Here is a 12,284-nt window from a genome sequence, read left to right as displayed (position 1 = left end):
TATTTGGCTATGAGCCTTATGATGATGTTGCACAGCCATCCTCCGCAAGAGCTGCCGGGCAATTTGGAGCCTTAGGGCGTCAGGCGAGAAACTCATCATTCGGTCATAATGTGCGACCCTGGCAATCTTGCTCAGGACTGCACCATACCCCGCACCTACGGTGTCATTTTTCTTTATGAGATCTTTCGCATGAGTGTTGATTTGAGCGAAGAGGAAATGCGCAGGGCCCTATTTGGTTCACCTGATAGATCTGTACCTCAGAGCGCGGAGCGCCAACCTTCACCTGTACCACCTGCCCGCGCAACACGCCGACTTACCAGTGGTCACCCACGTTCTTGAAGCTTCAGGTGACGTTGCGTGTTACGAGAGAGTTCGAGGGGCAAGAAGAGATTTTTATCTTCTATGCCAGCACGCTCAGCAGCCTGATGGCAGAACAAGATGCCAGAAACGCGGCCAAGAAAAAGGGATTCAAACATATCGAGCTGGTTTCCACCACTTCGATCTAAGCGACATCGAGAGCAGCAGGCTGTTAAAACACTCGGCTAGGTTTCAGAATCTTGCAGGTCGTTTTCATTTTCAGCACGAGGGTGACGATGTGATAGGGAATATCTTTGGTGTCTTTTCTCGTCGGAAGGAAAATAAAGGAGTCGTCCGAAAGCCTCTGACGAAAGAGTTCCGGCACAGGACGATGATGTTGCTGCGAGATGCTGGCCAAGGCGACTTGTCTGAGACCCTCGAATTCCTGCATGGGCGGCTCACTTACCTGGTGGGCCGCGCGCACCTCACGGAAAAACAGGGGCGTACTCGTGAAATGGACGCGTTGGAGTTTCTGGGCAGTTGCAGTGACGCGCATTTTTTAGACGCTATTGAGTACGTCGTTCACTCCGACGCTGGCCCTTATCTGCACGGTCGGCAAGGTGAAGTGGTGAGCCGGTTAAACGAGTTTTTCAGTATTGATGACCTGCCTTACTTCGTCACGCAACCCGTGTGGGAACGTGGGCAGTCAACGTTCTACGGGCAGGCCACTGAGTGCATGACGCTTCGTGAGGAGTCGAAGGTCATTCCCAAAGATAGCCAGGTCATGCACGACACTGCCATCGAGCCTGCTCTCCAATTGCTGCGCAAGCCCGCATTCTTGAACGCCAACGCGGAATTCATGGGCGCCCTGGAAGATTACCGACATGGAAAATTCAGTGACTGCGTCACGAAGTGCAACAGCAGCTACGAAAGCGTGATGAAGGTCATTTGTGGCCAAAAGGGCTTTGAGTATTCGCAGGGCGACACGACGTCGAAGCTGCTGAGAACGATCATGACGAAGACCGAAATGGATACGTTCTGGGAGACACCTCTGATGATCGTTGCAACGCTGCGTAATCGCTTGAGCTCTTCACACGGTGCCGGTGAAGTGCCAAAGGTGGTGCCTGAGCATGTCGCCAAGTACGCCTTGAATATCACTGCTTCGGCGATGTTGTTTCTGCATGACCAAGCCTACAGGGCTTGAGCAGAGCTTTGAACCGTGGTCGACGAATACTGCCGGCAAAGTCAGCGAAGGCGAACGCGGGGTAGAGAGCCGTTGCATTGAGGTACCTGTAGGCGCTGGGAAAGTTTTTTACAGGTACCGACGTAATCTTCGCAGTTCACTAACCTGCGCGCATCGTCCACATCACAGGTGATCCAAATGCCGATTGTTTCCTACCTTGCTGTTCGAAGCTGCGAAGCCGTTCTTCGTGAGGACATGGAGTACAACCTGGCTCACAAAACTTGGCCAAGCGTCAACAGAGTCATTGAACGCATGCTGTCCCGCAGCGTTGAGCTACATGACGCCTATGCTGAGATTCATAAGGCGCTCGATCATCACCCGCGCGCGCTCAAGGGCTTCTTTGACGTCTTCCTGTACACGCCCGTGGCTTGGAGTCCGGAGAAGATTCGCGAGGCTAGAATCGCTCGTAAGGAGCTTATCGAGGTCAATGAGCAGATCTCGTTGGTGGCCAGCCAGCTCGCCGGGCTCCTGACGCGTCGCGATGAGTTGAAGGAGTATTCAAGCTTCAGTTGCGACACTCACTACCATGTCCTTGATGTGATGGCCGAGGCGTCAGAGCATAACTACCTGTTCGAGTCGCACGTGAAGGAACATTTGGATGAGCTGCAGTACCAGTACGATCTGAAGTACTGGCCGTCTTTGAGCGCTTTTGTTGAGGTCATCGGCATCAATGCTGACGGCACTGAGGTTGTTGCAAATGATCCAGCAACAGCTGCCGCAACAGAGGGACGTCGATCAGGTCTGGCGGATTTTTTGAAGGCATTTGCTGCTCGCGTCAGCGATAACACGGTCAAGCACCACGGCTTCATCCCCAACGACTTCAAGCTGTCCGATAACGCTTTGGCCTCGTTGGTCAACTGTTCCTTGACCCTGGACGTAGATGACCTGATCGATGCGAGCTTCATCAAGCGATTCCGCCAGCGTCAACGACAATCCAGTAAGGTGTAAGGACTTTTGGTTTGCGGAGCAGTGGTCGTCAGGTACATCTCGAATTCAACGAAACCGGCAGGATGGTTACTAGTCTTCAGGCCATGTCGGAGTTCTGATGAGCGAACTCCGTTGATTCATTTGGGCGTATCCCAACGGCGTGGGGTTTAAAGTCTGCTGCGAATGCGTTGGTACCGCTTCGACTAGGCGTGGAAAACGATGGTTCATCTCACTGGCTCAAGCGGGCGAGTCGGGGAATGACCGCTTTGCGACTGAGGGCGACTTAAGGCGTTGTCCCCCAAATCGCGACGACGGTGTGCTGCGGACTCTTTTGGTTGGTGCATGCTCGGCATCGCCCAATGGGAACCGGCTATTACCCTCAAGCACTTTGGCGCTCGGATAGTCCGCCCAACTATCCCCTTGGGTGAGGACAATCTCCGGCTGAACCGCTTTAACAGTCAGGAAATGGCTGTCGTATTCGATCACGACTTCAGTCTCAGGATCGAATTCAGACAGGTATTGGATCAGCTCGCGTACGTTCACCGTGGGCACCCGTTTCGATTGATTGATGGAAGTGTAGGGCGGAATCCGGTTAGGGGGTTGGAGCCGGAGGGTTTTTATGCGTCACCGGATCCATGAAAAGGTCAGGCGATGCCGCCACTCTCGCGCCGTCTCAACCCTCGGTGCGGCAATGGCACCTTCGCTTCTTGGAGGAGGCCACAGTCGTATCAACATGCCGCTCGCATCACACGTACGCTATTTGAAAACCTCTTCCCAGTCGCGACTCATAAGCACGACGGACGTCTGCCAATGCGCTCTCCATAGCCTCTCGGGCGTTGGCGGTTTCTCTTATGAACTCCAGACCTAAACGACCGAATTGCCCAACGCCAACCAGTGCGTCGTCACATCCTTCCTCCGCTATGCGCTCAGGTAATCTTGCTGACTTGGGCTTGCGCAAGGAAGCTGGCTTGAGTGAGCTGTGCTAGTGCGGTAGTAGTATGGTAGGCGTGGTTAGATGCTTGCAATCATTCGAATCACGTTGGTTAAGGGTAAGCGTCCGGCGAACTCACCTTGCGTAAGTCAGGCCGGCACCCACTGATGCGGCAGCAACTGTCCGATCTCACTGGCCCGTTGGGTCGGCAGCCGCGTCAGCACATCTTTTAGATAGGCATACGGATCATGCCCATTCATGCGCGCCGACTGGATCAAACTCATGATTGCCGCAGCCCGCTTACCGCTGCGCAGGGATCCCGCAAATAACCAGTTCGAGCGCCCGAGTGCCCATGGCCGTATCTGGTTTTCGACCTGGTTGTTGTCGATGGGCACAGCCCCATCATCCAGGTAGCGCGTCAGCGCTACCCAGCGTTTCAGGCTGTAATCGAGGGCTTTGGCCGTGGCTGATCCATTGGGCACCAGGTCGCGCTGAGCCAACATCCAGTCATGCAGTTTTTTGAGGATCGGCACCGCCAATTCTTGTCGTACTCGCCAGCGCTCTTCATCACTCATGTCCCGCGCCTGACGTTCGACCTCGTACAAGCCGCTGATCGAGTGCAGGGCCTGTTCAGCTAGCTGACTTTTGTTCGCCACGTGCAAATCAAAGAACTTGCGCCGGGCGTGGGCCATGCAGCCGATTTCAGTGATGCCTTGTTCGAAACCGGCTTTGTAGCCAGCGAAGTCGTCGCAGACCAGCTTGCCGTTCCAGTCACCTAGGAAGTTGCGCGCATGTTCGCCAGCACGGCTTGGGCTGAAGTCGTAAACCACCGCTTTGAGCGCTGAAAACGGCGTCGTGCTGTAGGCCCAGACATAGGCCCGGTGGGTTTTCTTCTCGCCTGGCGCAAGCATTTGCACCGGTGTTTCATCAGCGTGGATCACGCCCTGGTTCAGCACGGCTTCACACAGTGCATCGACCAGTGGCTGAAGCCGCACGCCGGTTTGTCCGACCCACTGGGCCAGGGTCGAGCGAGCAATTGCCAGCCCGGCGCGGCCAAAGATTTTCTCCTGCCGGTACAGCGGCAAGTGATCGGCAAACTTGGCCACCATCACGTGGGCCAACAAACCTGCGGTCGGGATACCTTTGTCGATAACCTGGGCTGGCACCGGTGCCTGGATCAGGGTTTCGCACTGGCGACAGGCCCATTTGCCCCGCACATGTTGCTCGACGGTAAACACGCCCGGCGTGTAATCCAGCTTCTCGCTGACGTCTTCGCCGATGCGTTGAAGTTGGCAGCCACAGACGCACTGGGTGTTTTCGGGTTCGTGACGAATCACCGTGCGTGGAAACTGCGGCGGCAAAGGCGCACGTTTCGGGGATTGCCGTGGTTCGGCCTGTGGCGCATCTGGGAGAAGCTGTTTTAACTCGGCCTCGATAGCTTCAAGGTCTGTGTCGAGCAGGTCATCCAGCAAGCTGCTTTGCGCCGGGCTGATTTGCTCGCTGCGCTTGGCAAACTTGTGCCGTTTGAGCAGGGCGATTTCGAACTTGAACTGTTCGATGAGGATTTCATCGTTCTGAATCTTCCTGCTCATCGCCTCGACCTGGGATTGCAATTGCAACGCCTGTGCCGCCAAAGCACGAAGCTGTTCCGGGGTCATCTGGTCGAGGTTGGGCGAGAAAGTCATGCCGCCGATTGTGCCAGAGCAGGCGCGGGGCGGCGACAAGTAGACCGGCCAAATGGCCGGCGGTTACAGCATGCTGATCACGCCGCCTGAGCCGACGCGCTGCCACGGCAGGCCCAGCACCAACGCCTGGAGTTGTTCGCTGTCGAGTTCGACCTCGCAGCCGTGGCGAATGCCGGGCCAGTGGAACTTGCCTTGGTTCAGGCGCCGCGCGGCAAGCCAGACACCGACGCCATCGTGCACCAGCACTTTCATCCGGGTAGCCCGGCGATTGGCGAACAGATAAGCGCAGTGCGGCTTCGCCGCACCGAACACCGCAATCACCCGGGCTAATGCCGTCTCGGTGCCGGCGCGCATATCCATCGGCTCGGTGGCCAGCCAGATGGCATCGATGCGGATCATTGAGCCACAGCCCGAATAAATTGCGCACAACCCTCGGGATCCGAGGCTGGCCATTTCACCGTGATCACTTGCCCGGCCACGGGCAACTCGATGATCACTGACGCTTCGACTGGCCGTTTAGGTGCGGCTTTTAGCGGGACGAAAGCTGGTAGTGAAGCCGCTGCGGGCTGATCTCGATAGAGCGGTAGCCATTTGCGGATGACGTTGGCATTGATGCCGTGGTTGATGGCGACACTGGACACGGTTGCGCCAGGTTGCAGGCATTCCTGAACGACCTGGGCTTTGAACGGTTTCGGATAAGAGCTTCGTTGGCGCATGGAAATCCTGGCGATGAGGGTGATCGCGTCCGCTTAAAAATACGCGGACACCATCGCCCTTAATGCTGGAGTTCGGAAGGTGAGTTCGCCGGACGCTTACGGTTAAGGAGAGTAGATGAGTGTTCAGGGTGTGATTTTTGACGCGTTCGGGACGCTTATGAAAATTCAAAATGGCGTGCATCCCTATCGCCAGATCTATCAAAAAGCCCGTCAGCAGGGGCGCAGACCACAAGCCGATGATGCCTTTATCCTGATGACGAAAAGCCTAGGCTTGGCAGAGGCGGCAGATTATTTTGGAATCAAAATTGCGGCCCAGGAGCTGGAAGCTATTCAGTCGGCGCTCGATGAAGAGCTCGCGGGGGTTCAGGCTTTCCCTGATGCGATTGACGCGGTCGGTGCGCTTAAGGAGGCAGGGTTGAGGGTCGGAATCTGCTCTAACCTTGCTCAGCCCTATGGCGGGGCGGTGAGGCGCCTTTTTCCGTGTATGCATGGATATGGCTTTAGTTTTGAAATTGGGTGCGCCAAACCTTCGCCAGCTATATATCAGACCACTTTCGAACTGATGGGCGTCCGGCCCATTCGCAATGAGAGCGGGCCTACTGTCCTGATGGTCGGTGACTCTCTGCGTTGCGATCAGGATGGCCCACGAGCAGTGGGTATCGGCGGTTATCTGTTGGACAGGTCTGGCAAGACGGGCTTCAGTAGCCTCATGGAATTCGCGCAGTTCGTGCTTGCCAGCAAACTCGGTTGACTTTGAGATGATGGCAATAGCGTCGGTGGTGTGCAGCTCTCAAAGCACGACAAGGTACGGCAGCTGTTGATTGCCGTTAATTTTGAATGGGTAGCTCTGTGAGGAAGCTGCGATACCAGCCTAACGGCGACCACTGCCTTGGAACTCATGGGAGCCACCGCTTATGCACACACGCTTAGCCGTCCCGGACAAAGAACTCATGTCTCCTTCGGCAGCTGAATTTCGAGCCCCAATTCAGAATTAAAAAAGGATTCCAAGCCACTAGCCCAGATCACAAGCTTGTGACCGGGTGATGCGTCGACTGAAAATTCCAGTGCTCATTGGATTTGGTTTAGATTTTGAATGCTTCCCTCTATGGCGCTTGATTATAAATAAAGCCTGCAGGCCAGGTTTGGGCATTGGCGTGGCATCGGTATCCGTTCTCAATTCAGAATTGGGAAGCTAGCAACGTCATCTATGATGACGCCCAGCATGCCTCTAGCATGTGCGGTGTTGGGCGAACCGACGTCACCACGTCGAAACACAGAATGAAAAAAATCTTAAATTGGTGCTGTTCTGATTTTGAATTGGTAACTACCCAAGGCTTATCGACTATTAATTGAAATATTGAACTCTCTAGAAAGCGCGCGATAAAAATTCCAAATTACCTGATTTGGCCCGCGAACGCTGGGTTTTTCGTGGCCGGCCATTTACGTTTTTCGATTTTTTTGGCCGGCCAGTTAGTGGACTTAGTGAACTTTGGCCGGCCGAGTTAGTATACTCGGTGTACTTTGTCCGGCCGAGTTAGTACACTCGGTGTACTAACTAAGGATGCAAAAAAACAGTTGCGCGCTGGTCTGGGTTGTGGAAGCATAAAAAGACGTTAAGTGAGACTTAGGTTTTCAAGTGAATATGAATGCGTTGTCATCTGCCCGGTCGGTGGCACCGTTGGTAGAGCTTATCCCTACCGTTCGCGATGGTCGTAGCCAGTTCAGGCTATTATGCTCAGATCCCCTTCTATCTGCTTTCTTTGACAATTTTACCCGCGGTTTGGCGAAGGAAAGAAAGTATAGGACAGTTAGAGCATACTGTTACGCGCTCAAACAATTTCTGAACTACATCCAAGCGCTAACTAATCTTTTGGGTGGTTTGACATCTTTAGATCTTCTTGATGCTCTGGAAAACTATGAGAGCTTCTTGACGTTCGGCACTCTGAGTGACATCGAGGTTGTGAGAAAGGTTGCTCGGGCAGTCGGGGGGCGTAGCCTTGGTGGCAGCTCTGTTATTGTTCATCTAGCGGCAGTCAATAAATTTATTTCTGCAAGCGAAACTTTTCGGGCTGGATTATTGGAGCTTGAGGAAAGGGGATATATTGCATCTACGGCAATGTCGGGTTTCTCCCTTCAGCGAGTTGTTTCGATAGAATCCCCGCAAAAAGTTCGGCAAGCGATCAAGGCTAATAGTTGGTTGGCTGGATGCATCGCCGGTGGCGCAAAAAAGATTAAGCGCAAAGGGCTTAAGCCAGTTGCCCGTCGATCAGAGCTCGCTCACACCGACGAGTTTGGCGGCGACGAAATGACGTTTCCTATCGATAAATGCAAGGAGTTAATAGAGCGGGCGCCATCCCTGCGAGATAAAGTACTTTGGAGTTTGATTGCCGCTATTGGTTGCCGGATCTCCGAAGCACAAACAATGCTGGATGAAGATATTGAGATTAATATCAATCATCCGGAAATGAATCAGGTTTTGATTGTCGATCCTGGCACTAGGAGAGATAAGCTTATTCGATTTTTGGGTGAGCATCAGATTAACGAGCTTCCGCACAAAGGCAGAGCGAGCCCAAAGACGTTCATGATCGAGCCATTTGCAAGTATGTTTTGGATGGCGTTGGCTGAGTATAAGGCCGATGAGTACTTAAAGCAGAAGCATAGACCATTTCCTGTCAGGCATCCGTTTCTAATTAGGAACTTGGAATCAGGTAAGCCGATGTGTAACTCATATCAAGCCCTCTACGAACGCTTTGCTAAAGCAGCGTTTGAGCTTACGGGGCGCAGCTATGGTTTTCATAGTCTGCGTCACATGTATGGTTACTATCTGGTTAATCACTGTCCTAACCCTTACTCAGGTGGCCGCCAGTTTGGGATTGCCATTGATAAGGTGAAGCAGTTTATGGGGCACGTAAAAGTCGCCACTACCAAGAAGTATGCTCGTCAGGATGCCGTGATGTTGGAGTCTACCCTCTGCGCGATTAATTTGGCCAAGCTCCATGGAGGGGTAAAGACTGTCCGTCAAGCCCAGATTGCTCATCTTGAACATGAGATCAAACGTTTGAAATCTGAAATTACAGCGGAGGCCGCATGATCAATCTTGAGAAATCCAAAGCCGTATGGCTGGTCTCTGAAAATAATATTGGAGCTGAGTTCGATATTTCAGTGCGGAATGTAAGTCGGATGTATCGCCAGAAGTACTCAATGTCCGACACGACGACCCCGCTATCAATAGTGATCAAGCCTATTGAAAAAATGGGTTTGGCACCGTTCAGTAAATATGGCGCCGCGCAAATCGAAGATATCATGCTTCTTGGTATTCGTGATAAAAATTCTCAAACTCCGGAAAATTGGCCATTCAGAAGTCCTGGTGCGAAATCTAAGTCCGGAACATTTTTCAAACTGGTATTCATTGATCTATGGGTCAGACGAAAAGTTATTTTGCCTCCTGATTTTACTGCACCGGTTCATCAGGAAGACTTACTCGATCAAATGGCCTCATCTTCCGGATGTTCTTCAATGCTTCGCGTCCGAAGCGTTAATACTCACTCCTCATTAAGCTACGAGGGAGGGATGTCGCAGGCCGACCGTGCCTTGCGAATGTCGCATTGGTTTCGATTGCTTTTGAGTACAACGGCCTATGATTCGGCAGATCTTACTGAATCGGACATGCGGGTACTGAAAGCTGCGAGTACCAAAAGTGAGAATGAATGGCTACTTCGCTATTACCCTAGTGATTTCATTCTTTTTCTTTCTGACTCCGAAGATCAGAAACAGTCGGCGACCAAAATTTTTGCGGAATCTCGATCCGAGGCTAGTGCTGCGCGTGAACGCTCAAGCCCTGTAGCACGTAAGAAGACAACCCAACATGATGGTGCGGTTGATCGGTCGTTGAGATTTCTCCAGGGAGATGATCACAGTTTGGCGAAACTGGTCGAGACGGTAGGTGGAATTCAACATGTTCGAGTAGACTATAGCATTAAGACAAGCGCCGACGACCCAAACGATGTAAAGTTCGGAGTTGGATTTTCTAACTTGCCGGCCAAGGTAAAAGATTTCGCCAAGCTCCTCAATAGCGCATATGATTCTTTTGTGCGTTCTAAAAAATATCAGCAGGATAAAAATTCGCAACCGCCTCGTGCATTGCTCATGGCATACGCATCTACCTATCTTTTTAAATTTTTTGAAACTCGGGATGGACATCTTGCTGAGTTTCCTGCAACCCTGAATGACTTTTCCTGTGAGCTATTTGTTGCGGGCGATCCTAATCTCGTAGATGGATTGATCGTTTACACTAAGAAAAGGCCGCAGACTCTAGTTCAATTTATGAATGCTTTCGCCTTCGCCAGTGGTTGGGCCGCAGATACGCTTTACGCTCGAATTAAAATGATCGACAGTTTTTTTGATCATATCGTCGAAAATCAAGCCCGATTTGCAAATGCAGATCGTGTACGGAACGCTTTCAATCCGGGTTGTTATCCGAGGTTGAAAAAGCGCTATGGTACAACGAAGAAGCCAGTTCCACGGCAGTATTTCGCAACATTTATGAGCATGCTGTATTCTCTTGAAGCATTGGCCATGCACCTCAACGACATGGCGGATGGCGAGGTTGGTGGTGTGTTAGCGGGTGAGTTAGTTCATCCGACTATTGATGAACTCACTCAGTTGCCGGAGTGGGCCGGAATCTGGGGGGTTTACGGTAATAAGATGGCCTCGGTGGATCTAGATGCTCTTAGTTACTGTCCGATTTTCTATCACGATCAGAAGCCTGTAAGGTTCGAATATATCCCCCGCTTTTATCGTGCGGCTGATATGGAAGTAGTTCGCAAAGTCGGAGATGTCTTTGAGCATCGGGTGGAGAGCCGTATCATCATGAACGATGTTCGGATCACCCAGTTGATGTGTGAAACAGGTATACGTCAGCAGCACCTCATCTGGCTGGATAGAGATGAGTATGACTGCCACGTCGATGTTAACAGCCGACGTGGACTGGTTCCGCTCTATGTGACTACTGACAAAGCTCACTCGTCGTGGAGCGCAATTACTTCCCGACGTGTGATGGATTTACTACACAGGCAAGCGGCATGGTATGACAGGTGTGCCAATGCAGATTTCAGTGAAAAGATTTGGTATGGGGGGACTAACGGTTCCGCGTTCGGACAGTTCAGACCTTTGTTCAGGCTCCAGCAGGGGATTGGCAGCTGGGATAATCATGAGGCATTCACCTCATTTCTCTTGTGCCTGCAATATTTTATAAAAGCTGGACTAAATGATAATCAATTGAAGGATTTTGTCTGGCTTCAGTATCCTGGTCAACCGATTCAGTTTATTGAAAATCACAGTGCCGATGCTCTCGCATCACACTCCGGCAAGACTTTCAAACGTGCCATCTCTCCCCATGGATTACGAGCTGGTTTTGTAACCGAAGCCATTAAGTTCTTGCCTCCATTTCTAGTTGGACAATACTTTACTGGGCAAACGGAAGAGCTTGTTTATTACTATGCTGTTCATGGTGACGATGATCCTGATATGAGTTTTGAGCAAATTCTTGCTAAAATTCTGTTAAGTAATCAGCAAAAGATTGACGATGGCCTGGCGCCAAACTTGACGAATGCAGTCGTTCAGCTGAACTTGAGGCTTCAGCAAGATATTGAGCGCAATCCGGGCGCTGCTATCGATAAGTATAGGCTGTTTAGTCTGGAGCGGGCAAAGAATAATAAAGGTGAATTTGCGAAGAATGGGGTTGACCTAATTCGGCTTCAAGAGGCGACCGCGTTGGCCTTCAATAGCACCCACATTTGCCCATTCGGCAACAATTGTACTATGGAGGCGATTGCGATCGTTGGTGGGCCTAATTACTGCGCTGGGTGCCCTTTTGCAATTAGAGGTGCAGTACATTTGCCCGCAATTTCGGCTCAAAAAGATAAGTACAAAGAACTTATGTTGGGGGTTCTCGGGATGATCCAGGAAATGTTAAGTCGTAAGCCAGAACATAGGTCAAGCGCTGACATGGAGCGGCTTGAAAAGGAACATGACCATTTTGCATTCCAGGCATTACTGCTTGAAGCAGTTGAATTACAATTGGTAGAGATTTCGCAGCAGGGTGACGGTAAAGCCCTTATGGTTCAGCGTCGGGGTGAAGTGATTCAACAATACGCACGGTTTGGCTTGCCGGAGGAAGCTCAAGTGCTAAAGCGACTGGTTGATGCGCAGACATTTCCCGATTCGAACAGCCCTCAACTGGAGTGCCAACTGTCCCTATTGCGTTATGAACTACTCATGGACGGGCCTGACGCTCGTAAGAAACTACGCACATCGTCTCAGTCTGGAAGGTCAGCCGCACATCATGTAGGGGCACTGATCGGAAGCATGGTCAGTAGTGGAATTATCGATGAGTTTGGGGTCTACAAAATTTGCGCTGATTCGGCGATCCAGAACAAGGCTCTCGCTGCCCCATCACCAGTTATGTTAGGGCTATTAGGGTAGCT

The 12,284-nt window shown here is 51.8% G+C and carries 9 protein-coding genes and 1 pseudogene; 6 read left to right on the top strand and 4 right to left on the bottom strand.

Translation table 11 applies throughout. The annotated features are described in order from the left end of the window. The first annotated feature begins 347 nt into the window (after positions 1 to 347). The 3 genes from BWR59_RS32890 to BWR59_RS19695 all read left to right on the top strand — a co-directional run bounded on the left by BWR59_RS32890 (position 348) and on the right by BWR59_RS19695 (position 2,488). Positions 348 to 506, top strand: coding sequence for a hypothetical protein (locus BWR59_RS32890; protein ID WP_230982055.1), 159 nt, complete (start codon positions 348 to 350; stop codon positions 504 to 506). Between the two features lie 182 nt (positions 507 to 688). Continuing rightward, on the top strand, positions 689 to 1,501 hold the full coding sequence (locus tag BWR59_RS19700) for an abortive infection family protein (protein WP_230982054.1): 813 nt from the start codon (positions 689 to 691) through the stop codon (positions 1,499 to 1,501). A 177-nt stretch (positions 1,502 to 1,678) separates the two neighbouring features. Continuing rightward, positions 1,679 to 2,488: a hypothetical protein gene (locus BWR59_RS19695; RefSeq protein ID WP_081567325.1), complete on the top strand. Its 810-nt coding sequence runs from the start codon at positions 1,679 to 1,681 to the stop codon at positions 2,486 to 2,488. A 769-nt stretch (positions 2,489 to 3,257) separates the two neighbouring features. Here the strand turns inward: BWR59_RS19695 and BWR59_RS32885 are convergent. From BWR59_RS32885 to BWR59_RS19670, 4 genes and pseudogenes are all read right to left on the bottom strand, one after another. After that, a pseudogene (locus BWR59_RS32885) lies at positions 3,258 to 3,425 on the bottom strand (DNA-binding protein); the annotation flags it as partial. Between the two features lie 122 nt (positions 3,426 to 3,547). Further along, complete coding sequence (locus BWR59_RS19680) at positions 3,548 to 5,083, bottom strand: IS66 family transposase (protein ID WP_081567322.1); 1,536 nt, start codon at positions 5,081 to 5,083, stop codon at positions 3,548 to 3,550. A gap of 63 nt (positions 5,084 to 5,146) precedes the next feature. Continuing rightward, a complete protein-coding gene (tnpB, locus tag BWR59_RS32880; RefSeq protein WP_010792762.1) occupies positions 5,147 to 5,482 on the bottom strand; it encodes an IS66 family insertion sequence element accessory protein TnpB in 336 nt (111 codons plus the stop codon). Next, positions 5,479 to 5,799 (bottom strand): transposase, encoded by a 321-nt coding sequence (locus tag BWR59_RS19670; protein ID WP_078464875.1) that lies wholly within the window; start codon positions 5,797 to 5,799, stop codon positions 5,479 to 5,481. Before BWR59_RS19670 ends, tnpB begins: the two co-directional genes overlap by 4 nt. A gap of 115 nt (positions 5,800 to 5,914) precedes the next feature. On the opposite strand from BWR59_RS19670, the gene BWR59_RS19665 reads away from it, so the two are divergent. The 3 genes from BWR59_RS19665 (at position 5,915) to BWR59_RS19655 (ending at position 12,282) form a co-directional block, all read left to right on the top strand. Continuing rightward, positions 5,915 to 6,550, top strand: coding sequence for an HAD family hydrolase (locus BWR59_RS19665; protein WP_081567321.1), 636 nt, complete (start codon positions 5,915 to 5,917; stop codon positions 6,548 to 6,550). 891 nt (positions 6,551 to 7,441) lie between these two features. Continuing rightward, positions 7,442 to 8,890: a site-specific integrase gene (locus BWR59_RS19660; protein WP_081567320.1), complete on the top strand. Its 1,449-nt coding sequence runs from the start codon at positions 7,442 to 7,444 to the stop codon at positions 8,888 to 8,890. Next, the gene (locus BWR59_RS19655; protein WP_143490883.1) at positions 8,887 to 12,282 is read left to right on the top strand and encodes a hypothetical protein; all 3,396 of its coding nucleotides are present in this window, start codon (positions 8,887 to 8,889) and stop codon (positions 12,280 to 12,282) included. Before BWR59_RS19660 ends, BWR59_RS19655 begins: the two co-directional genes overlap by 4 nt. The last annotated feature ends 2 nt before the right edge of the window (positions 12,283 to 12,284 follow it).

This window comes from Pseudomonas sp. Bc-h, from assembly GCF_002080045.1.
GTDB lineage: Bacteria > Pseudomonadota > Gammaproteobacteria > Pseudomonadales > Pseudomonadaceae > Aquipseudomonas.
Note: the sequence above shows the minus strand (reverse complement) of the source record. Positions and strands in the feature narration are given on the sequence as shown.